Source organism: Microbacterium hominis (assembly GCF_013282805.1).
Lineage (GTDB): Bacteria > Actinomycetota > Actinomycetes > Actinomycetales > Microbacteriaceae > Microbacterium > Microbacterium hominis_B.
In genome coordinates this window covers 1,806,291-1,826,933 of sequence record NZ_CP054038.1, presented here as the reverse complement: position 1 = coordinate 1,826,933, position 20,643 = coordinate 1,806,291, and the positions used below count along the sequence as shown (strand labels likewise).

Annotated in this window: 18 protein-coding genes and 2 tRNA genes; 8 read left to right on the top strand and 12 right to left on the bottom strand. The window is 70.8% G+C overall.

Annotated elements, in window-relative coordinates; all coding sequences use genetic code 11:
- Positions 1 to 19: 19 nt before the first annotated feature.
- The 3 genes from HQM25_RS08155 to HQM25_RS08145 form a co-directional block, all read right to left on the bottom strand.
- Positions 20 to 604 carry an ATP-dependent Clp protease proteolytic subunit gene (locus HQM25_RS08155; RefSeq protein ID WP_172989781.1) on the bottom strand — a complete coding sequence of 195 codons (585 nt, stop codon included), beginning with the start codon at positions 602 to 604 and terminating at the stop codon, positions 20 to 22.
- Positions 605 to 751: 147 nt separating this feature from the next.
- Positions 752 to 2,200, bottom strand: a complete 1,449-nt coding sequence (tig, locus tag HQM25_RS08150) for a trigger factor (protein ID WP_172989780.1) — start codon at positions 2,198 to 2,200, stop codon at positions 752 to 754.
- Positions 2,201 to 2,282: 82 nt separating this feature from the next.
- Positions 2,283 to 2,356, bottom strand: a tRNA-Pro gene (locus HQM25_RS08145).
- Positions 2,357 to 2,488: 132 nt separating this feature from the next.
- On the opposite strand from HQM25_RS08145, the gene HQM25_RS08140 reads away from it, so the two are divergent.
- From HQM25_RS08140 to HQM25_RS08130, 3 genes are all read left to right on the top strand, one after another.
- Positions 2,489 to 2,562: transfer RNA gene (locus tag HQM25_RS08140), tRNA-Gly, on the top strand.
- A gap of 110 nt (positions 2,563 to 2,672) precedes the next feature.
- Positions 2,673 to 4,106: an LCP family protein gene (locus tag HQM25_RS08135; protein ID WP_172991579.1), complete on the top strand. Its 1,434-nt coding sequence runs from the start codon at positions 2,673 to 2,675 to the stop codon at positions 4,104 to 4,106.
- Between the two features lie 104 nt (positions 4,107 to 4,210).
- Entirely contained in the window at positions 4,211 to 5,077 is an 867-nt protein-coding gene (locus HQM25_RS08130) for an alpha/beta fold hydrolase (RefSeq protein ID WP_172989779.1), read from the top strand.
- Between the two features lie 12 nt (positions 5,078 to 5,089).
- Here HQM25_RS08130 and HQM25_RS08125 read toward each other — a convergent pair whose 3' ends face one another.
- Genes HQM25_RS08125 through HQM25_RS08115 form a run of 3 tightly spaced genes read right to left on the bottom strand, consistent with a single transcriptional unit; the run spans position 5,090 to position 8,176 of the window.
- Positions 5,090 to 5,452: an A1S_2505 family phage non-structural protein gene (locus HQM25_RS08125; protein ID WP_172989778.1), complete on the bottom strand. Its 363-nt coding sequence runs from the start codon at positions 5,450 to 5,452 to the stop codon at positions 5,090 to 5,092.
- Between the two features lie 14 nt (positions 5,453 to 5,466).
- Positions 5,467 to 6,009, bottom strand: a complete 543-nt coding sequence (locus HQM25_RS08120; RefSeq protein WP_172989777.1) for a gamma carbonic anhydrase family protein — start codon at positions 6,007 to 6,009, stop codon at positions 5,467 to 5,469.
- A 22-nt stretch (positions 6,010 to 6,031) separates the two neighbouring features.
- On the bottom strand, positions 6,032 to 8,176 hold the full coding sequence (locus HQM25_RS08115; RefSeq protein ID WP_172989776.1) for an acyltransferase family protein: 2,145 nt from the start codon (positions 8,174 to 8,176) through the stop codon (positions 6,032 to 6,034).
- A gap of 183 nt (positions 8,177 to 8,359) precedes the next feature.
- Here HQM25_RS08115 and HQM25_RS08110 point away from each other — a divergent pair, with 183 nt between their 5' ends.
- The gene (locus HQM25_RS08110; protein ID WP_172989775.1) at positions 8,360 to 8,845 is read left to right on the top strand and encodes a Dps family protein; all 486 of its coding nucleotides are present in this window, start codon (positions 8,360 to 8,362) and stop codon (positions 8,843 to 8,845) included.
- 66 nt (positions 8,846 to 8,911) lie between these two features.
- On the opposite strand, the gene HQM25_RS08105 is transcribed toward HQM25_RS08110, so the two are convergent.
- Genes HQM25_RS08105 through HQM25_RS08085 form a run of 5 tightly spaced genes read right to left on the bottom strand, consistent with a single transcriptional unit; the run spans position 8,912 to position 13,852 of the window.
- Positions 8,912 to 10,414: an amidohydrolase gene (locus HQM25_RS08105; RefSeq protein WP_172989774.1), complete on the bottom strand. Its 1,503-nt coding sequence runs from the start codon at positions 10,412 to 10,414 to the stop codon at positions 8,912 to 8,914.
- Positions 10,411 to 11,052 carry an FMN-binding negative transcriptional regulator gene (locus tag HQM25_RS08100; RefSeq protein ID WP_172989773.1) on the bottom strand — a complete coding sequence of 214 codons (642 nt, stop codon included), beginning with the start codon at positions 11,050 to 11,052 and terminating at the stop codon, positions 10,411 to 10,413. The genes HQM25_RS08105 and HQM25_RS08100 overlap by 4 nt, the downstream gene beginning before the upstream one ends.
- Before the next feature lie 30 nt (positions 11,053 to 11,082).
- Positions 11,083 to 12,081 carry an Fpg/Nei family DNA glycosylase gene (locus HQM25_RS08095; RefSeq protein ID WP_172989772.1) on the bottom strand — a complete coding sequence of 333 codons (999 nt, stop codon included), beginning with the start codon at positions 12,079 to 12,081 and terminating at the stop codon, positions 11,083 to 11,085.
- A gap of 6 nt (positions 12,082 to 12,087) precedes the next feature.
- Positions 12,088 to 12,633 carry a ribose-5-phosphate isomerase gene (locus tag HQM25_RS08090; RefSeq protein WP_172989771.1) on the bottom strand — a complete coding sequence of 182 codons (546 nt, stop codon included), beginning with the start codon at positions 12,631 to 12,633 and terminating at the stop codon, positions 12,088 to 12,090.
- 31 nt (positions 12,634 to 12,664) lie between these two features.
- The gene (locus HQM25_RS08085) at positions 12,665 to 13,852 is read right to left on the bottom strand and encodes a ferrochelatase (RefSeq protein WP_172989770.1); all 1,188 of its coding nucleotides are present in this window, start codon (positions 13,850 to 13,852) and stop codon (positions 12,665 to 12,667) included.
- Positions 13,853 to 13,972: 120 nt separating this feature from the next.
- On the opposite strand from HQM25_RS08085, the gene pepN reads away from it, so the two are divergent.
- The 4 genes from pepN to HQM25_RS08065 all read left to right on the top strand — a co-directional run bounded on the left by pepN (position 13,973) and on the right by HQM25_RS08065 (position 19,875).
- Positions 13,973 to 16,519 (top strand): aminopeptidase N, encoded by a 2,547-nt coding sequence (gene pepN, locus HQM25_RS08080; protein ID WP_172989769.1) that lies wholly within the window; start codon positions 13,973 to 13,975, stop codon positions 16,517 to 16,519.
- A 66-nt stretch (positions 16,520 to 16,585) separates the two neighbouring features.
- A complete protein-coding gene (locus HQM25_RS08075) occupies positions 16,586 to 17,695 on the top strand; it encodes a mechanosensitive ion channel family protein (protein ID WP_172989768.1) in 1,110 nt (369 codons plus the stop codon).
- Positions 17,692 to 18,174 carry a globin gene (locus HQM25_RS08070; RefSeq protein ID WP_172989767.1) on the top strand — a complete coding sequence of 161 codons (483 nt, stop codon included), beginning with the start codon at positions 17,692 to 17,694 and terminating at the stop codon, positions 18,172 to 18,174. The genes HQM25_RS08075 and HQM25_RS08070 overlap by 4 nt, the downstream gene beginning before the upstream one ends.
- A 30-nt stretch (positions 18,175 to 18,204) precedes the next feature.
- Positions 18,205 to 19,875, top strand: a complete 1,671-nt coding sequence (locus HQM25_RS08065) for an FAD-binding dehydrogenase (RefSeq protein ID WP_172989766.1) — start codon at positions 18,205 to 18,207, stop codon at positions 19,873 to 19,875.
- A gap of 21 nt (positions 19,876 to 19,896) precedes the next feature.
- Here HQM25_RS08065 and HQM25_RS08060 read toward each other — a convergent pair whose 3' ends face one another.
- A complete protein-coding gene (locus tag HQM25_RS08060; RefSeq protein ID WP_172989765.1) occupies positions 19,897 to 20,568 on the bottom strand; it encodes a hypothetical protein in 672 nt (223 codons plus the stop codon).
- Between the last annotated feature and the right edge of the window lie 75 nt (positions 20,569 to 20,643).

Sequence of the window (20,643 nt, the reverse complement as noted above, 5' to 3'; positions counted from 1 at the left end):
TCTTTCGCGTTCGGGTCCGTCAGGCTGCCGTGCCGCCGCCGCCGACCACGTCGGTGGCCGACTCGCGGATGTGGTCGACGAATCCGTACTCGAGGGCCTCGTCGGCGCTGAACCAGCGGTCGCGGTCGCCGTCGGCGTTGATCTGCTCGACGGTCTTTCCGGTCTGGGCGGCGGTGATCTCGGCGAGCCGCTTCTTCATGTCGAGGATGAGCTGCGCCTGCGTCTGGATGTCGCTCGCGGTGCCGCCGAAGCCGCCGTGGGGCTGGTGCAGCAGGACCCGTGCGTTGGGCGTGATGTACCGCTTGCCCTTGGTGCCGGCGGTCAGCAGGAGCTGACCCATCGAGGCGGCCATGCCGATGCCGACGGTCACGATGTCGTTCGGCACGAACTGCATGGTGTCGTAGATCGCCATGCCCGCGGTGATCGATCCGCCGGGCGAATTGATGTAGAGGTAGATGTCCTTCTCGGCATCCTCGGCGGCGAGGAGGAGGATCTTCGCGCAGATCTCGTTGGCATTGTCATCGCGCACCTCTGACCCGAGCCAGATGATGCGGTCCTTCAGCAGCCTGTCGAAGACGCTCGTCGCGACAAGTGGTTCGGCCATGTGTACTCCTGATTCCGTGGTCGTGCCATCGAATCTACCGGCGCGGGCCGAGCGACCCGCCCGTGTTCGCCCTGGGCAGATCGCAGGCCCGGGAACGAAGCGGGGGACGGATGCCGCGGCATCCGTCCCCCACTGTCGAAGTGATGATCACTCGGCGTCGGCGGCAGCCTTCTTCTTGGCCGGGGCCTTCTTGGCAGCCGGCTTCTTGGCGGGCTTCGCCTCGGCTTCCTCCGCCTCGATGACGGCGTCGGCGTCGGCCGCGGCATCCGCGATCTCCTGCGCCTCCTCCACGACCTCGTCCTCAGCCTCAGCCTCGTCCTCGACGGCGACGAAGCCGGTCAGGTCGACCGCCTTGCCGTTGGTGTCGACGACCGAGACCTTGCCGAGCGCGACGGCGAGCGCCTTGTTGCGGGCGACCTCGCCGATGACGGCGGGGAGCTGGTTGCCCTCCTGCAGCGCGTTGACGAAGTCCTGCGGCGACATGCCGTACTGGGCCGACGACTGCACCAGGTACTGGGTGAGCTCGTCCTGCGAGACCTGGACGTCGACCTTCTCGGCGATGGCGTCGAGAAGCATCTGCGTCTTGAACTGCTTCTCGCTGGCCTCGGCGACCTCAGCGCGGTGCTCGTCGTCCTCGAGGCGACCCTCGGACTCGAGGTGGTTGTGCACCTCGTCCTCGATGAGCTGCGCGGGCACGGGGATCTCGACCTGCTCGAGCAGCGTCTCGATCAGCTTGTCGCGCGCCGCGGAGCCCTGCGTGAACACCGACTGCTGGCCGACGCGCTCGGAGAGGCTGTCGCGCAGCTCGGCGATGGTGTCGAACTCGCTCGCGATCTGCGCGAAGTCGTCGTCCGCCTCCGGGAGCTCGCGCTCCTTGACGGCCTTGACGGTCACCGAGACCTCCGCCTCCTCGCCGGCGTGGTCGCCGCCGACGAGCTTGGAGCGGAACGTGGTGTCCTCACCGGCGGTGAGCGAGTCGATGGCCTCGTCGATGCCCTCGAGAAGCTCGCCCGAGCCGACCTCGTACGACACGCCCTCGGCGCGGTCGATCTCGGCGCCGTCGATCGCGGCGACCAGGTCGAGCTCGACGAAGTCACCCTTCGCGGCGGGCCGGTCCACGGTCACGAGCGTGCCGAAGCGGGCGCGCAGACGCTCGAGCTCCTCGTCGATCGCGGCCTCGTCGATCTCGACGGCCTCGACCTCGATGGTCGTGCCCTCGAACGCGGGCAGCTCGAAGTCGGGGCGGACGTCGACCTCGACCTCGACGAGCAGGTCGCCCGAGAAGTCCTTCTCGTTCGGCCACTCGGTCACCTCGGCCGAGGGACGGCCGAGAACGCGGAGCTCATTGGCCTGCACGGCCTCGCGGTAGAAGGTGTCGAGGCCTTCGCTGACCGCGTGCTCGAGAACCGCGGTGCGGCCGATGCGCTGGTCGATGATGGGGGCCGGAACCTTGCCCTTGCGGAAGCCGGGGATCTGCACGTCCTGCGCGATGTGCTCGTACGCGTGCGAGATCGAGGGCTTGAGCTCCTCGGGGGTGACCGTGATGTGCAGCTTCACCCGGGTGGGGCTGAGCTTCTCGACGGTGCTGTTCACCATGCCTGTTACTTCTCCTCTATCGGACCGCGCGAGCGCGCGGCTGCTGAAGGTCTGGGTTCGGAATTCTGTGACGGCCGTGATGTCGGGGCGACAGGATTTGAACCTGCGGCCTCCCGCTCCCAAAGCGGGCGCTCTACCAAGCTGAGCTACGCCCCGGGCGGGTTCGCACGCGCGTGCGCGCCGTTCGGCCCCGGCAAGTCTAGCCGACGCGCCCGATCATCTCCTCCGCGTGGTCGGAAGCGCCCTCGGACGTCCACTAGACTGATGGATGCCGCGGCCAGCCGCTGCGGGGATGTAGCTCAATGGTAGAGCCTCAGTCTTCCAAACTGATGGTGCGGGTTCGATTCCCGTCATCCCCTCCATACGTGGACATCCACCACCGACACCGTGTCCGCTCCGCGACCGCCAATCCCGCCGATGCGCCGTGCCGCTGCGGGGAAGCTCCGCTGCGCACGCCTACCCTGGGCGCGTGATGAGCATGCTGGCACCGCCCCGCCCGGCCGCTCCTCGGTCCGCTGAGACCGGCAGGGAGCAGCCGTTGCGGCACCCGGATCATTCGTCCCGTGCCGTCATGACGCGCCGCGGGTGGTGGCTCGTGGTGCTGAACCTCCTCGTCCCCGGCTCGGCGCAGCTGCTCGCCGGGAACCGTCGGCTGGGTCGCTTCGGCGTCGCCTCCACGCTCCTGATGTGGACGCTCGTGGTCGCCGCCGCCGTGACCGCGGTGATGTGGCGGTCTGTCCTGCTCACGATCGCGACGAACTGGTTCGCGCTGCTCCTCGTGCAGGGGCTCCTCATCGCCTACGCAACGCTCTGGGTCGTGCTGACCGTCGACACGCTGCGTCTGGTGCGCCTCGTGAAGACGGGCAGACGCGCCCGCTATGGCATCGCCGTCACGGCCGTCGCTCTGCTCGTCGTCACCAGCGGCACCGCGTTCCAGGCGGCGGGCGCCACCGGCACCGCGCGGGAGACGATGGGCGCTATCTTCGGCGCGAGCGGCCCGACGATGGAGCCGTCCGACGGCTACTACAACATCCTGCTGCTGGGCGCCGACCACGTCACGACCAACGACTCAAAGCGGTTCGACAGCATCTCGGTCGTCTCGATCAACGCCGAGACCGGGGCGACGACCATCACGGGGTTCCCGCGTGACATGCCCGGCTTCCCCTTCTCCGACGGTCCGATGAAGGACCGATACCCGAACGGGCACGAGGGGCATGCGGACGCGACGTGCGGCTGGGGAAGCGGGATCAACCAGCTCAACACCGAGGTCGAGGTCTGCCAGGAGGGCGACCTCATCTACCCCGAAGCGGTCGCGAACGGGTCGACGCCGGGTATCGAGGCGACGAAGGACGCGACGGAGGGCATTCTCGGGATCGAGATCCCGAATTACGTGACGATCGACATGTACGCGTTCGAGGCGCTCATCGATGCGCTGGGCGGCGTCGAGATCACGGTGAAGGAGCGGATCCCGATCGGCGGTCCGCACCACACCGGCCAGCCACTCGACGAATGGGTCAAGGGCTGGATCGAGCCCGGCACCCAGCGCATGGACGGCTTCACCGCGCAGTGGTACGCGCGCTCCCGCCACACCACCAGTGACTTCGACCGCATGCGGCGTCAGCGTGAGCTGCAGCAGGCGATTCTCGACCAGTTCACTCCGCAGGTGGTCCTCACCCGCTTCCAGGAACTCGCGGATGCGGGTGCCGACCTCGTCAGCACCGACGTGCCGCAGTCGTTCATCCCGAAGCTTCTGGACCTCGCCCTGAAGGCGAAGGAGCAGAAGGTCACGACGATCGAGCTGACGCCCGCCGGCGGCATCGACGAGGACAGCCCCGACTGGGCGTACATCCGGGATCTCGTGCAGTCGACACTGCACCCGCCGGCGGACGCGACCCCCGAGGGCTGACGCGAGCCCCCGGATGCGAGCACCGGGGTCTTCCGCGTCGCTCCCGGGAACGGCAGAATGGCGCCGCGGCCCCGGTTGGCCGCAGAACGATCGCGAGGAGCCGCATGGGGAATGCGCAGGCGGAGGATGGTCTGCCCCCGCTGGTGGAGCGGCGGGCGCGGATCGAGGGCGTCGACGTCTTCTACCGGGAGTCGGCGCACGCATCATCGGATCCACGCGTCATCGCGCACCTGCATGGCTTCGGGCTGTCCGGCCGCTACCTGCTGCCCACCGCAGAGCTGCTCGCAGACGAGTTCCGCACCCTCGTGCCCGACCTCCCTGGCTTCGGACGCAGCGCGAGAGTGCCCGGGATGCTCGACATCCCCGACCTCGCTCACGCGGCGGCGTCGTTCCTCGACGACCGGGGCGCGGAGCGCGCGACGCTCGTCGGCAACGCGATGGGCTGCCCGGTGATCGTCGAGTTCGCGCATCACTATCCGGAGCGCATCGACCGGGCGGTGCTCGTCTCACCCGCCGGCGGCTACTTCAACCGCCCGCTGACGCGAGCCGTCGCGCAGCTGGCCCGGGACGCCCCTCGCGAGCCCGTTCGCCTCGCGGGGGTCGTGGTTCCCGACTACGTGCGGTTCGGCATCCCGAGCACACTCCGGCTGTTTCGGGCGCTGACGCGCTATCCCACTTTGCAGCGTCTGCTGGAGCTGCACGTCCCCACGCTCGTGGTCCTCGGATCGCGGGACCCTCTCCTGCCCGGTGCCCATCGCGTGAACGAGGTCGCCGGACGCACGGACACGCGCGTGCTGGTGGTCCTCATCGAGGGAGCCGCGCACGCCATCAACTTCAGCCACCCGGAGGAGCTGGCTCACCTCATCCGGCTGTTCATGAACGACCGGCCGATCGTCGATCATCCCGGCTGGGGAGACGTGCGGCTGTACGAGATCCATCGCGGCGCGAATCATCCCCCCGTCTCCTCGTGACCCGGCCGGCCGTCACGGCGCGCCGATCACCTTCTCGAAGGATGCCGGGAGCACGACGTTCGCCGGCGCTCCCGTGAAGAAGCCCGCCACCTGCGCGGGCCGGTAGCCCGCGATGCCGCAGCCCACCTCCGTCATGAGGAACCGCAGCTCGGGATGCTGAGCGGCGAAAGCGACGAACCGCCGCGCCTGCTCCTGGAACGCCTCGAGGCCCGACATCGTGTCGATGCCGTAGGACTGCCCCTGGAGACCTTCCGCCTGCCCCCACAGGGCGCCGAACCTCTCGTACGCGAACCGGGCCGCTCCCCCGCCGTGCGCCCCCTGGGCGTTGGACCCGAACACGAAGACCTCGTCGGCCGCGAGCGATTCGATCCGCATGGCCGGCCCCGGGGTCAATCGCCGACGGATTCGGCGGCGACGTGCGTCGCGCGGTGGGCACGGTAGACGCGGGCGTTCGCGAGGATCCCCTCGCGTTCGGCTGCGGTCAGCTCACGGCGGACGCGCCCGGGCACACCGGCCACGAGCGAGCCCGGGGGGATCTCGGTGCCCTCGAGCACGACCGCCCCGGCGGCCACGAGGGTGCCTTCGCCGATGACCGCTCCCGACAGGATCGTGCTGCCCATGCCGATCAGGCAGCCGTCGCCGATCGTGCAGCCGTGCACGATCGCGTTGTGGCCGACCGACACGTCCTTGCCGATCACGACCGGGTGCCCGGCATCGACGTGCACCGACACGTTGTCCTGGAGATTGCTGCCGGCCCCGACGGTGATGGACGCACTGTCGGCGCGGAGCACGGCGTTGTACCAGACGCTGGCCTCCTCGCCGAGGGTGACGGCCCCCACGATGCGCGCGCCGGCGGCGACGAAGGCACTGGGGTCGAGGTCGGGGATCTTCCCGTTCAGCGCGAGGACGCTGGCGTGGTCGGCGACGGTCATGACACCAGACATTACCGAGCGACTAGCCGGCGCGGGCGGAGAGCGCCGACTCGACCGCTTCCGAATACCAGGGGCCGAGGGTGTCGGCGAACGTGACCGTGAGGTGGTCCTGGTCGCGGTAGACGTTCGCCCCGCCGACCACCGGCGCGCAGCTGTCTGCGTCGCAGAACACGTCGGTGAAGTCGAGCAGGGTCACCCCGGCCATCCCGTCGGCGGCGCCGCGCAGCGGATCATCGGCCACGAGCACCTCGGCGCGGGCGCCGTCGCACGCGCCGGCGTCGCGTGTGCGCAGGCACTTGTTGGGGTCGGTCTCCCAGACCGGGTTGTCCACGACGGTGACCACGGGGATGCCGCGGTCGAGCACTTCGGTCCACGCCTCCCGATAGCCCGCCACCGCCGCGTCGTACGACGAGTCGAATCCGGACGCCGCGTACGGCGTCGTCGCGATGGCGGCGGTGAACACGGCGTCGATGTCGCGGTCGGCGAGCCCCTCGCGCACGCCCTCGCGCCACTCGGTGCAGGCTGCGCCGAAGGCTCCCGGGGTCGCCAGCGGCGTCGTGCTCCAGGGGCAGGCACCTTTGAAGTAGGTCACCAGATGCCAGCCGTTCTCCTCGGCCAGGCGCTGGAACGTCGACAGCAGCTGGTAGGCGTGGCTGTCGCCGATGAGAGCGACGGTCGGAGCCTGCGCGGCATCCGCGCCGAACTCGCACGACACCGGGCGCGCGTCGTTCAGCTGCACGAAGCACTCGGGGTTCTCCGGGCGGTCCACGCCCGCGAAGCCGGGCGAGGGCAGGATGGCCGAGCCGAAATCGGCGGTCGCGCAGGCGGTGTCGAGGATGGATGCCGCACCGAAGCACTCGGGCGGATCGGCGCGCAGGTCGTCGATCGCCTGAACGCCGTCGCGGTAGACCGGCGCGTTGAGGGCCCACGCTCCTGCGGCGGTGCCGGCGACCAGCAGCATGGCCGCCAGCGACGACCACAGGGTGACCCGAGCGCGGCGCGAGGTCAGCACCTTCCAGCTGCGGACCGGATCTTCGACGAAGCGCTTGGTCAGCCACGCCAGCACGAAGCACAGCGCCAGGAGCGCGACACGGTGGTAGATCGTCAGGCCCCAGAACGGCACCGACGGGGCGATGATGATCAGCGGCCAGTGCCAGAGGTAGAGCGAGTACGAGATGTCGCCGACGAACTGGGCGGGTCGGATCGCGAGGACCCGGGTGGGGTACCACCAGCGGTCGGTGTTGGATGCCGCGATCACGGCCGCCGCGCCGAGAGTGGGCAGCGCCGCCATGTAGCCCGGGAAGGGCGTCTGGCCGTCGAAGGCGAAGGCCACGTACAGCAGCACCGCGACCCCCGACCACCCCAGCACGAAGCTGCCGATGGCGTTGCGCACGCGCAGCATCGGCACCAGCGCGACGAGCGCGCCGACGCCGAACTGCCACATGCGTCCGAATGTGACGAAGTACGCCGGCGCCGGGTCGGTGAGGGTGAAGACGACGCAGAAGACGAAGGATGCGAGGGTCACCGCGCCGATCGCGACGAGCACGGCGCGGCGGCGCGCACCGTGGAACCACTTCACGCCGACCCACGCGGCCAGGAGGAGGATGAGCGGCCACATCACGTAGAACTGCTCTTCGAGCGACAGCGACCAGTAGTGCTGCACCGTCGTGGGATTACCCGCGTGATTGAGGTAATCGGCCGAGGTCAGTGCCAGGTACCAGTTCTCGACGTAGAACGTGGAGGCGATGATCTCGCTGATCTCGTTCGGCAGTGCCGAGGTCGGCATCAGATACGGCGAGCCGGCGACGATCGCGCAGAACACGAGGACCAGGAGGGATGCCGGCAGGAGGCGCCGTGCCCGCCGGGCCCAGAACTGGCCGAGACGCACGGTGCCGGTCGCGGTGAGCTCACGCATCAGGTGCGCCGTGATGAGGAAGCCCGAGATGACGAAGAAGACGTCGACGCCGACGTATCCGCCCGGGAGCCGGCCGGGCCAGAAGTGGTAGAGCACGACGAAGAGGACCGCGATCGCCCGCAGCCCCTGGACGTGCGGCAGGAAGCGCGAGGGAGCGGCGTGCTCGGGTGAGCGCTCCGTCGACGGAGGCGTCGCCTGAGGGGCGGGTTCGGCCAGTCGTGCAGGCCCGAGGTCGTGATCGGCGGAGGGCACCCCTCGACGTTAGTCGAGCCGCCGACGCGTGCTCCTCAACGACGCGACGGCGGCCGCCGTGCGTCGCCGCTCCGACGCGGAGAATCCCTGGTTAGCCCAGCCTTCGCTTCCTTGCGGAATTCTTCGTGACGAGTAGCGTTCTTCTCATCGCGGGCCGCACCCGCAGACATGGAGGCGACCATCATGACCAAGACGAACACCACTCCCGCCACCGCCGCCGACCCCACCGTCGCCGCCGGCAGCGCCCAGTTCCTCACCCCCGTCGTCCTGGGGCTGCAGGCCCTCGCCGTCAACGGCAAGCAGGCGCACTGGAACGTGCGCGGCGCCAACTTCGTGGCGATCCACGAACTGCTGGACACGATCGTCGCCCACGCCCAGGCCGGGGCCGACGAGGCCGCCGAGCGCATCGTCGCTCTGGGCCTTCCCGTCGACGCCCGCGTCGGGACCGTGGCGTCGAAGGCCAAGGCGACCGACGTCCCGGCCGGCTTCACGCAGTGGGACCAGATCGTGCGCGCCGTGATCGCGGACATGGACGCCGTGATCGCCGACGTCCAGGCGGCGATCGACGGACTCGACGAGATCGACCTCACCAGCCAGGACATCGCGATCGGCATCAAGGCGTCGCTGGAGAAGGACCGCTGGTTCCTGTTCGCGCACCTCGCCGAGTGAGCGTCGTCACCGACTGACCGAACGGCCCCGGGATCCCCGGGGCCGTTCGTCGTCGTCGTCGGACGGTCAGTCCACGTGCGTGAGCCGGCCGGCCAGCAGTGTGGCGGCCACGGTCATGCCGCGCAGCCGTGCCTCGTCGGCGGCGAGCGGATCCGCCCCGCACACGACGAGGTCGGCCGTCGCCCCCGGCTCCAGACCGGTCGCCTCGGCGGAGCCGAGACGGGTGGATGCCGCGAGTGCGATCGCGGCGTCGACCCCCTGCTGCGGCTGCCAGGGCTCCCGGCCGTCGCGGGTGCGGAACACGGCCGCCGCCATCGCCGCCCACGGGTCCAGCGGTGAGACGGGGGCATCTGATCCGAACAGGAGATTCGCCCCAGCGTCGGCCAGCGCCCGCAACGGGTAGGGCTGCGCGGTCTGCTCGGCCCAGATCGCGTCGGTCAGGTCGCGGTCGTCGAGGGCGTGGGCCGGCTGGACGCTCGCCCCGACCCGGAGCCGGGCGAAGCGCGGGATGTCGGCGTGGGCGACCAGCTGCGCGTGCTCGATCGTGCCCCAGGCGCCGGTCGCCGCGAACGCGTCGAGCGCGTGCGAGTTGGCGATGTCGCCGATGGCGTGGATCGCGCACGCCAGCCCGCCGCCCGCGGCCCGGGTCATGAGATCGACGAGCACGTCGGGTTCGACGGTGAGCAGGCCGTGGTTCGCGGGGTCGCCCGGGTAGGGATGCGAGCACGCCGCGGTGCGGGTGCCGAGCGAACCGTCGGTGATGACCTTGAGCGGGCCGACCCGCACGAGGTCGTCGGGTGCGCCCCGCACCGGGTCTCCCGTCGCGAGCCCTTCCGACAGCGCGCGATCGAGGTGCGCCGGATAGAGCCCGAAATCGACGCGCAAGGTGTCGAAGCCACCCGCAAGCCGGCGCGCCCACGCCTCCTCGTTCCACGCCATGTCCAGATCGACGATGCCGACGACGCCGCGGCTCGCGGCATCCCTCGCCATCTCCGACACCAGGGGGTCGACGACCTCGGTGGCGGCCGCGTTGAGACGTCGCGAGATCTCGAAGGCGGGCTCCTCGCGGAGCATCCCGCCCGCGTCGAGGAAATGACCCTCCCGGCGCAGGGCGGCGCTGTTGAGCCAGACGCTGTGCACGTCGGCGTTGATCAGATAGGTCGGGATCTCGCCCGTCGCGGCGTCGAGCACGGCGAGGGTCGGCGCGTCCGGCCAGAGGGCGTCGCGGAAGCCCGCGCCGACGCGACGTCCGTCGGCCAGCACCGGCGCGGTCGCCATGATCGCCGCGGCGTGCGCGGCCGACGTCGCGCCGCCGAGGCCGGTGCGCTGCGCGGCCAACGCCCACTGCACGGTGTGGACGTGGTGATCCCACAGTCCGGGGACCAGCCACGCGCCCCCGGCATCGAGCACCGCGCCGCGGCGCGGCAGGGCGCGCGCGGGCGCGATGTCGGCGATGAGCCCCCCGTCGAGGTGCACGTCGACGGGCTCGTCGCCGAACGGGTCGAGGCGATCGGCACCGGTGAGCCGCGCGTTCGCGATGATGTCGACGCGCTCGCCGCGGGCGATCATCGCGCGGCCCGCCGCGCGTCGAGGTCCCGCTGCATCTCGGCGGGGAGGCGCGGATCTGCGTAGGTGCCGACGCCGGCGGACAGGCCCGCGATGACGGTCTCGACGATCTCGTCGGGACGGTTCTGACTCAGCTTGCGCTTTCCGACCACGCGGGTGGGCGTGAGGCGGAACCCGACGGTGCCGCGCTCGAGGCGGGAGACGAACTCGGGGTCGTTGGGAGGCGCCCACAGGGGCCGCGGCTGCGGCATCCCGCTCTCGAAGCGCGCCACGAGCCGTTCCAGCACCGCCAGGTTCTCGTGGGACGACAGGATCTCGGGCACGCCCGACAGGTGCGCCGAGACGAAGTTCCATGTGGGCACCGCGGCCACCTCGCCGTACCAGCCGGGCGACACGTAGCCGTGCGGCCCCTGCACCACGACGAGCATCTCGCGCTCCCCGAGGCCGTGGATGAGATCGTCGGGCTTGCCCACGTGGCCGACGATCGTGAGATCGTCGCGCCGGTCGTCCAGCAGCACCGCGTAGTGCGAAGCCACCAGGCCCGTCTCGGCGTCGCTCACGATCGTCACCCACGGGTTCAGCTCGATGAGCCTGCGGATCTCGGCGACGTCGGTCATCGCGAAGCTGGGGTTCTGACGCATGGATCCCAGCCTAGGAGCACACCGGGCCCGTCACGCCTGGCACGAGGGGCACCAGTACAGCTTGCGGCCCGCCGCCTCCTCGACCACGATCGCGGTCCCGCAGACCCGGCACGGCAAACCCGCCCGGTGATAGACCCAGTGGCGGTCGTCGCGGCTGGCCATGGCCTTGCGCCAGTCCTCCGGCGAGAGGTCGTCCATCGTCATCATCTGACCGGTCTCCACGCCGATCCGCAGCAGCCCCACCCAGTCGCGCCAGAGGCCCCGCACGACGTCGGCGGGGACCTGCCGCCCCGGCGTATGAGGATTCAGCCGCGCGCGGAAGAGCATCTCGGCCCGGTACACGTTGCCGATGCCGCTGACGACGGTCTGGTCCATGAGGAGCAGCCCGATCGACGTCGGCTTGCGCCCGACGACCGCGACGAAGCGCTGCTCCCCCTCGGCGGGATCGTCCACCAGCGGGTCGGGTCCGAGCTTCGCGATCGTCGCGGCGACCTCGTCGGGCGTCTGGATCTCGCACGCCGTGGGACCGCGCAGATCTGCGCATGTCGCATCGGTGAGCAGCCGGAGGCGCACCTGACCGACCACGGGCGGCGGCCACTGATCGCCGTCGTCGGCCAGACCGGTGGTCTGCTCCGACATGCGCACGTGCACGCGCGTGCGGCGGGGGGCGCCGATCGAGGTGAGCGAGTTCTCGCCCGCGGCATCCATGACGGGCGGGTCGAGGTCGGTGCCGCGCTGGTTGGTCTGCCCCATGCGGCCGTTGGCGGAGGCGATCGTGCGGTCGACGAGGATCTCGCCCGCGAAGTCCCAGGCACCGTACATGCCGAGGTGGACGCGCAGCCACAGGTCGTCGTCGAACTCGAGGAACATCTGCTTGCCGACCGCACGCACCGCCGTCACCGTGCGGCCGTCGAGGACTGCCGCGCCCTCGCCGAACCTGCCCTGCGGACTGGATGCCGCGATGCGGCGCCCCAGGAAGTTGCGGGAGAACTGCCGCGCGATGCGATGGACGGAATGGCCCTCGGGCACCGCGTCTCAGCCCGCTTCGGGATCGAAGGCGCTGTCTTCGGCGGCGAGCACGTCGGGCTGCACCGGCCGAGCCCGCGGGTCGGGCTCGAGCAGACCCTCGGTCTCGTACGCGGCGAGCTGGCCGATGCGGCGCGCGTGGCGCTCCTCGCCCGAGAAGGGCGTCGCGACGAATCGGTCGATGAACGTCACCGCCTCGTCGAACGTGTGCTGGCGGGCGCCGATGGCGATCACGTTCGCGTCGTTGTGCTCCCGGGCCAGCTCCGCCGTCGCGATCGACCACGCCAGGGCCGCCCGCACGCCTTCCACCTTGTTGGCCGCGATCTGCTCGCCGTTGCCCGATCCGCCGAAGACGACGCCCAGCGCCTCGATGCCCGCGCGCTGGTCGCGCACGACCGCCTGGGCGGCGCGGATGCAGAAGGCGGGGTAGTCGTCGAGCGGGTCGTACTCGATCGGACCGTGATCGATGACCTCGTGGCCCTGCGCGGCCAGATGGTGCTGCAGCTGGGTGGAGAACTCGAGGCCGGCGTGGTCGGTCGCGATGTGAATGCGCATGGGGTCCTCAGGATGTCGCGGATGGTCGGTGTCAGGGGGCGATGCCGGCAGCGGCGGGCTTGAAGCCGGCCCGGATGTTCTCGCAGCACGCCGGGCGGCACACGTCGAACCACGGGCCGAGATCGGTGCGGTGCGGGCGCTCGCCGGCCGGGGTGCCGTTCACGCGCTCTTCGATGAGATCGATGAGACCGGACACGAAGACCGGGTCGATGCCGGGGGTCGGGGTGCGCACCGCGCGCACGCCGGCGTCGGCCGCGGCATCCATCGCCTCGGTGTCGAGGTCCCAGAGCACCTCCATGTGGTCGCTCATGAACCCCAGCGGCACGATCGCGACGGCCGCCACGCCCGCTGCCGGCAGCTCGGCGATGACGTCGTTGACGTCGGGCTCGAGCCACGGCTGAGTGGGCGGGCCGGAGCGCGACTGGTACACCAGCTCCCAGCCGATGCCCGCCGCGTCGGGGATCTCCGCGGCGACGGCCGCCATGACGACCTCGGCAACGGCCAGATGCTGGGCCGCGTAGGCGCCGCCGTCGCCGAAGTCACGGTGGGCGGGGTCGCCCTCGCGGGGACCTGATCGCTGGGCGTCGACGGTGGGGATGCTGTGCGTGGAGAACAGCACGCGCACCCGCTCGGGGGCGACGCCGTCGGAGAGGAAGCCGGCGACGGCGTCGCGCACGCCGTCGATGAACGGCTGCACGAAGCCGGGGTGGTCGAAGAACTGGCGCACCTTGTCGATGGCGACGGTGTCGGCAAGACCGGTCTCGGCGAGCACCCGGGCGAAGTCCTCCCGGTACTGCCGGCAGCTCGAGAACGACGAGTACGCGCTCGTGGCGAGGGCGATGAGGCTGCGGTGGCCCGCAGCGGCGGCATCCTCAACCGCCTCCTCGAGGTACGGGGCCCAGTTGCGGTTGCCCCAGTACACGGGCAGGTCGATCCCGCGGCGGGCCAGCTCCGCCTCCAGTGCCGCCTTCAGCGCGCGGTTCTGCGCGTTGATCGGACTCACTCCCCCGAAGTGCCGGTAGTGGTGCGCGACCTCTTCGAGCCGCTCGTCGGGGATGCCCCGGCCGCGGGTCACGTTGCGCAGGAACGGGATCACGTCGTCCTGGCCCTCCGGCCCGCCGAAGCCGGCGAGCAGGATCGCGTCGTAGGCGACGGGGATCTCGATGTGCGGGGCGCCCGAGGCGGCCGCGTCGGTTGCGAAGGGAACGTCCGTATTCACGCCTCCATCCTGGCATCCCGCACCGCACGGGCGGAGCCGCTGACGTAGGCTGGGACGGTTGTCGTCGGCGCCAGCAGCGCCGACCTCGCGATCCCCACCGACACCAACGGGAGCATTGCAGTGCCTGGAGAGAACCTCACCCGCATCGAGGCGCAGGAGCGCCGCGCGATCATCGACACGCAGTCGTATGAGGTCGCGCTCGACCTCACCAAGGGCGCCGAGGTCTTCGCCTCGCGCACCGTCGTGCGATTCACCGCCACCGAGGGCGCTTCGACGTTCATCGACCTGATCGCGCGCGACGTGCGCGAGATCACCCTGAACGGCCGGTCCATCGAGCCGTCGACCGCCTTCTCCGACTCGCGCATCGCGCTGGACGACCTGGCCGCCGAGAACGAGCTCGTCGTCGACGCCGACTGCCTCTACACCAACACCGGCGAGGGCCTGCACCGCTTCGTCGACCCCGTCGACGGCGAGGTCTACCTCTACTCGCAGTTCGAGGTCCCCGACTCGCGCCGCGTGTTCGCCGTGTTCGAGCAGCCCGACCTCAAGGCGACGTTCCAGTTCACCGTGACCGCGCCGGCCGCGTGGAAGGTCGTCTCCAACTCGCCCACCCCCGAGCCCGTCGCCGCGGGCGAGGACGTCGCGACGTGGACGTTCGAGCCGACCCCGCGCATCTCCTCGTACATCACGGCGCTGGTCGCCGGCCCGTACGAGGCCACCTTCTCGGAGCTGACGAGCGCCTCCGGCCGCGTCATCCCGCTGGGCGTCTACGGCCGCAAGAGCCTGTGGCAGCACCTGGACGCGGACTACATCTTCGACAAGACGCGCGAGGGCTTCGCCTACTTCGAGGAGAAGTTCGACTTCCCCTACCCCTTCGCCAAGTACGACCAGCTCTTCGTCCCGGAGTTCAACGCGGGCGCGATGGAGAACGCGGGCGCGGTGACCTTCACCGAGACCTACGTGTTCCGCTCGAAGGTCACCGACGCCGTCAAGGAGCGCCGCGTCGTCACGATCCTCCACGAGCTCGCCCACATGTGGTTCGGCGACCTCGTCACCATGAAGTGGTGGAACGACCTGTGGCTCAACGAGTCGTTCGCCGAATGGGCCTCGACCATCGCCACCGCCGAGGCCACCGAGTGGACCGAGGCCTGGACGACGTTCAACGCCATGGAGAAGACGTGGGCGTACCGCGCCGACCAGCTCCCCTCGACGCACCCCGTGGTCGCCCAGATCAACGACCTCGAGGATGTCCAGGTCAACTTCGACGGCATCACGTACGCCAAGGGCGGCTCGGTCCTCAAGCAGCTGGCCGCGTGGGTCGGCATCGACGCGTTCTTCTCGGGCGTGGGCGCGTACTTCAAGAAGCACCAGTGGTCGAACACGGAGCTCGCCGATCTGCTCGCCGAACTCGAGGTCACCAGCGGCCGCGAGCTGACCAGCTGGTCGAAGAAGTGGCTCGAGACGGCGGGGGTCAACACCCTCTCGCCGGAGATCGCCACCGCCGGCGACGGCACCATCACCCGCTTCGCGATCGTGCAGACCGCCCCGGCCGACTACCCGACGATCCGCCCGCACCGCCTCGGCGTGGGCTTCTACAACCTCGAGGGCGACAGCCTCGTGCGCGTCCACCACGCCGAGCTCGACGTCGACGGCGACCTCACCGAGGTCGCCGAGCTCAAGGGCCTGAAGCGCCCCGACCTCGTGCTGCTCAACGACGACGACCTCGCCTACGCGAAGATCCGCCTCGACGAGCGCTCGCTGAAGACCGCGATCGACCACCTCGGCAAGATCGCCGACCCGCTCGCACGCTCGCTCGTGTGGGGCGCGGCGTGGGACCAGACCCGCGACGCGGAGGCTTCGGCCTCGGACTACGTGGACCTCGTGCTGCGCAACATCGGCAGCGAGACGGAGTCCACGACGGTGCGCACCACGCTCGCGCAGCTCCTGCTCGCAGCGAGCTCCTACGTCGCCCCCGAGGCACGGGAGGCGACGCGCGAGAAGGTGGCCGATGCCCTCTGGACGCTTGCGCAGGGCGCCGCGGCCGGAAGCGACAGCCAGCTGCAGTTCGTCACCGCGTTCGCCGGCGCCGCGGCCACCGACGCGCACTGGGAGAGAGTGCGCGCCCTCCGTGACGGTGAGACGGTGCTCGAGGGCCTGACGATCGACACCGACCTGTCGTGGCAGCTGCTCGTGTCGCTGGCCGCCGGAGGTGCGGTGACCACCGCCGACATCGATGCCGCGCTCGCCGCCGACAACACCGCGAAGGGCGGCGAATTCGCCGCGCAGGCCAAGGCCGCGCTGCCCACGGCCGAGGCCAAGCAGGCGACATGGGATGCGCTGGTGGGCAAGGACGACCTGCCGAACACGATCGTCCGCTCGGCCGCTCTCGGCTTCGTGCATCCCGCGGGACGCGACCTGCTGGCCGCGTTCGTGCCGGCGTACTTCGACATGCTGCTGCCGATCTGGGAGTCGCGCACGTACAAGATCGCGGAGTACCTCGTCGCGGGCCTCTACCCCGCCCCGCTCGCCGACCTCGCCCTCCGCGACGCCACGCGGGCATGGCTGGAGGCCCACGCCGACGCCGCACCCGCGCTGCGACGCCTCGTCGCCGAGAACCTCGCCGGTGTGGAGCGCGCGCTGGCCGTGCAGGAGCGCGACGCGCACTGATCCGCTCTGGATGCCTCGGCCCCGCTCACAGGCGGGGTCGAGGCATCCGTCATTAGGATCGAGCCGATGAGCACCCTTCCCTTCCCGGCGGACGTCACCGACCCGGGCGTCGACGTCACCGACTCCGGGTTCTGGCAGCGGGTCGGCGACTGGTTCGTCGCCGCCGGAATCGACCTGCTGACGATCCTCGGCATCGTCGTCGGCGCGATCGTGGTCGCCTGGATCCTGCGCCTGGTGATCCGCCGCGTCGTCAGCCGCATCGTCAACGGGGCGAAATCACGTGCCAGCGTGACCGACACCATGGCCCTCGAGCGCTCGCCGCTGGCCTCGGTGCGGCTCGTGCAACGGACGCGGACGCTCGGGTCGATCCTGCAGAACATCACCGGCGTGATCGTGGTGATCATCGCCTTCACGCTGATCGTCTACGTCATCGCCCCCGACACCCTCGCGTCGTTCACGCTGCTGAGCGCGGCCATCGGCGCCGGCCTCGGCTTCGGCGCGCAGAACATCGTGAAGGACGTGCTCAACGGCATCTTCATCGTGGCCGAGGACCAGGTCGGGATCGGCGACGTCGTCGATCTCGGACTGGCGGCGGGCATCGTGGAGTACGTGAGCGTGCGGGTCACGCACGTGCGCGACGCCAACGGCACGCTCTGGTACGTGCGCAACGGCGAGATCACGCGCATCGGCAACCTCTCCCAGGGCTGGTCGCGCGTGATCCTCGACCTGTCGGTGCCGGCGGACGCGGATCTGGATGCCGTGGAGAAGACCCTTCTCGACACCTCGAAGGCCCTCGCCAAGGACGCCAAGTGGCGCACCCGCATCGTGGAGCATCCCGAGGTGTGGGGCCTCGAATCCATCGACGGCGACGCGCTGGTGGTGCGTCTGGTGATGAAGACGCGCGCCAACGCGAAGGACGACGTGGCCCGTGAGCTGCGGGTCCGGGTCAAGCGCGCGCTGGACGCCGAGGGGATCGCCATCCCGCAGCTGTCGTCGGTGATGCTCACGGGTCTCGACGGCGCCCAGCGGGTGCGGGGAGCGAACCCGCCCATCACCAAGCCCAATCCCACCGCCCCGCCCACCGACGAGGTGCCGGCCGGGTCGCGGCCGGTGTGGCGCCCCAAGCGTCCCGGCAAGCCCGGCGGAGACGCACCCTCCGGAAAGGAGACGCCATGACCGATGCCGACACCCCCCTCTCGTTCTACGACGAGGTCGGCGGGCACGCCACGTTCGCGCGACTGGTGGACGTCTTCTACGACGGCGTCGCCGGCGACGACGTGCTCAAGCCGATGTACCCCGAAGAGGATCTCGGCCCCGCCAAGCGCCGTCTGCTGATGTTCCTCGAGCAGTACTGGGGCGGACCGACCGCCTACAGCCAGGAGCGCGGCCACCCGCGCTTGCGCATGCGCCACCAGCCCTTCCACGTCAACCCCGACGCACGCGATCGCTGGCTCGCGCACATGCGGGACGCGGTCGATGCGCTGGAGCTGCCGCCCCTGCACGAGGCCACGCTGTGGGACTATCTTCAACGTGCGGCGTTCGCCATGGTGAACACCTTCGAACCCACCGGAATCGGGCCCGCACCCGCCGGTCGCGCCGCGTCCGGCATCCCGGTCGTCACGCAGCAGCGCACCGAGCGCGACGGCACGGCCTGACCCGCCCCTCCCCCGACGAAGGAGTCGCCCATGCCCTCGAGCCCCGCGCCCCGCACCACCGACGTCCTGATCATCGGGTGGGGCCTGGCGGGCCTCGTCGCCGCCGGTGAGGCCCTCGCCGCCGGCAAGCGCGTGATCGTCGTCGACCAGGAGTCCCGCACCAACCTCGGCGGACAGGCGTGGTGGTCCTTCGGCGGGCTCTTCTTCGTCGACAGCCCGGAACAGCGCCGCATGGGCATCCGCGACTCGATCGACCTCGCCCGCCAGGACTGGTTCGGAACCGCCGGGTTCGACCGCGAAGAGGACCAGTGGCCGCGCCAGTGGGCCGAGGCCTACCTCCAGTTCGCCCATCACGAGAAGCGCGCGTGGCTCAGGCAGAAGGGCGTGGGCTTCTTCCCCGTCGTCGGATGGGCCGAGCGGGGCGGGTACACCGCGCTCGGTCCCGGCAACTCGGTGCCCCGCTTCCACATCACGTGGGGCACGGGGCCGGGCCTTGTCGCGCCCTTCCAGGCCGCGCTGGAACGCGGTGAGGCCGAAGGTCGCCTCACCGTGCTCCCCCGCCATCGGGTCACGGCACTGACGCGCACCGGGGATGCCGTCACCGGAGTGGGCGGCGACGTGCTGGCGCCCTCCGGTGCGGCGCGCGGCGCGGCCACCTCGCGGGAAGTCGTCGGATCGTTCGAGATCGCCGCCGGTGCCACGATCGTCGCCTCGGGCGGCATCGGAGGCAACCACGACCTCGTCCGCGCCAACTGGCCCGCGAGCCTCGGCACACCTCCGGCCGCCATGGTGACGGGCGTTCCCGCCTACGTCGACGGCGCGATGCTGTCCGTGAGCGAGGAAGCCGGAGCCCGGCTCATCAACGGCGACCGCATGTGGCACTACGTCGAGGGCATCCAGAACTGGAATCCGATCTGGCCCGGGCACGGCATCCGGATCCTTCCCGGCCCCTCCTCGGTGTGGCTGGACGCGACCGGCGCCCGTCTGCCGGTGCCGCTGTTCCCCGGATTCGACACGCTCGGCACGCTCTCCCACCTGAGGACGACCGGGCACGACCACTCCTGGTTCGTGCTGTCGCACAGGATCATCGAGAAGGAGTTCACGCTCTCGGGCAGCGAGCAGAACCCCGACCTGACCGGCAAAGACGTCGGACTGCTGCTGCGGTCGCGACTGGGCAAGGGCGCCGCAGGACCCGTGCAGGCATTCCTCGATCACGGCGCCGACTTCGTCGTGCGCGACGACCTCGACGCGCTCATCGACGGCATGCGGGCCCTCCCCGGCGGCGAGGTGCTCGATGGCGCACGCGTCCGAGCCGAGCTCGAGGCCCGAGATCGCGACGTCGACAACGAGTTCACGAAGGACGCGCAGACGGCGATGCTGCGGTCCGCGCGCGCGTACCGGGGAGACAGGCTGATCCGTACCGCGGCGCCGCATCGCATCCTCGACCCGGACGCAGGGCCGCTCATCGCGGTGAAGCTGCACGTGCTCACCCGCAAGTCCCTTGGCGGGATCGAGACCGACCTCTCCGCCCGCGCGCTCGGCCCGGACGGCACCCCCGTGGCGGGGCTGTACGCCGCCGGTGAGGCCAGCGGGTTCGGCGGCGGCGGGATGCACGGCTACCGCGCGCTGGAGGGCACGTTCGTCGGAGGATGCCTCTTCTCGGGCCGCACCGCCGGGCGTGCCGCGGCCGCGGCGGTGTGAGCCCGGTCCTCGCCGACGCGGTCAGCCGGCGCCGGTGGATCGCACCTGCGTGAGCCCCGAGCGCACCGGACCCCGCACGAGGACGTGTCCGCGTGCCAGACTCATCCGTGTCCAGGCGGGGGCGGTGAACACCCGCGCCTCCTCCTCGCCGCCGATGAAGCCCAGCGCGAACGCGGCGAAGGCCGCACCGAGCGCCAGCCCGGCGAGCGCGTCGTCGGGCGCACCCCAGATGCGGGCGCGCACCGCCCGCACGGCGTCCTCACCCGGGTTCTGCGGCATCGCCTCGGCCACCGCCGCGATCCCCCACTGCGCGCGCGAGGCGAGGACCGCCGCCGGGACGGTGTGCGCGGGCGTCCATCCGCCGCGCGGCGGCGACACCCCGGCCCAGGACGCGTTCACCGCCGACGCGGGAAGTTCGAGCGCGCGCGGGTCGTCGGGTGCGGCCGTCAGCGCCGCCGCCTCCACGACGAGGTCGCACTCCAGTTCGGGGTCGACCGCGAGGGTGCGCATTCCGATGATCGTGGGGGTCGTGTCGAACAGCCCCCGGGGGGACAGCGGCGCCGAGGTCATCGCCAGCACACCGGCGGCGGCCTTGAGCCGCACGCTGCCGTCGCCGAGCGAGGTGGTCCGCGCGGCGTAGGTGAGGGCGTCGGCGGCCGCGTGCGCGTCGGCGAACAGAAGGCGAGAGGACATCCGCCCTAAACTACCAAGCGACGACCGGCACTCCCGCTCGCTCCCGCCGCACTCGAGACGGAGACCCCGTGACCG

Bases quoted from the DNA above. Each gene is read 5' to 3' on its own strand.
- HQM25_RS08155 (WP_172989781.1), bottom strand. From the start codon at position 604: ATGGCCGAACCACTTGTCGCGACGAGCGTCTTCGACAGGCTGCTGAAG.
- tig (WP_172989780.1), bottom strand. From the start codon at position 2,200: ATGGTGAACAGCACCGTCGAGAAGCTCAGCCCCACCCGGGTGAAGCTG.
- HQM25_RS08135 (WP_172991579.1), top strand. From the start codon at position 2,673: ATGAGCATGCTGGCACCGCCCCGCCCGGCCGCTCCTCGGTCCGCTGAG.
- HQM25_RS08130 (WP_172989779.1), top strand. From the start codon at position 4,211: ATGGGGAATGCGCAGGCGGAGGATGGTCTGCCCCCGCTGGTGGAGCGG.
- HQM25_RS08125 (WP_172989778.1), bottom strand. From the start codon at position 5,452: ATGCGGATCGAATCGCTCGCGGCCGACGAGGTCTTCGTGTTCGGGTCC.
- HQM25_RS08120 (WP_172989777.1), bottom strand. From the start codon at position 6,009: ATGACCGTCGCCGACCACGCCAGCGTCCTCGCGCTGAACGGGAAGATC.
- HQM25_RS08110 (WP_172989775.1), top strand. From the start codon at position 8,360: ATGACCAAGACGAACACCACTCCCGCCACCGCCGCCGACCCCACCGTC.
- HQM25_RS08105 (WP_172989774.1), bottom strand. From the start codon at position 10,414: ATGATCGCCCGCGGCGAGCGCGTCGACATCATCGCGAACGCGCGGCTC.
- HQM25_RS08100 (WP_172989773.1), bottom strand. From the start codon at position 11,052: ATGCGTCAGAACCCCAGCTTCGCGATGACCGACGTCGCCGAGATCCGC.
- HQM25_RS08090 (WP_172989771.1), bottom strand. From the start codon at position 12,633: ATGCGCATTCACATCGCGACCGACCACGCCGGCCTCGAGTTCTCCACC.
- HQM25_RS08075 (WP_172989768.1), top strand. From the start codon at position 16,586: ATGAGCACCCTTCCCTTCCCGGCGGACGTCACCGACCCGGGCGTCGAC.
- HQM25_RS08070 (WP_172989767.1), top strand. From the start codon at position 17,692: ATGACCGATGCCGACACCCCCCTCTCGTTCTACGACGAGGTCGGCGGG.
- HQM25_RS08065 (WP_172989766.1), top strand. From the start codon at position 18,205: ATGCCCTCGAGCCCCGCGCCCCGCACCACCGACGTCCTGATCATCGGG.
- HQM25_RS08060 (WP_172989765.1), bottom strand. From the start codon at position 20,568: ATGTCCTCTCGCCTTCTGTTCGCCGACGCGCACGCGGCCGCCGACGCC.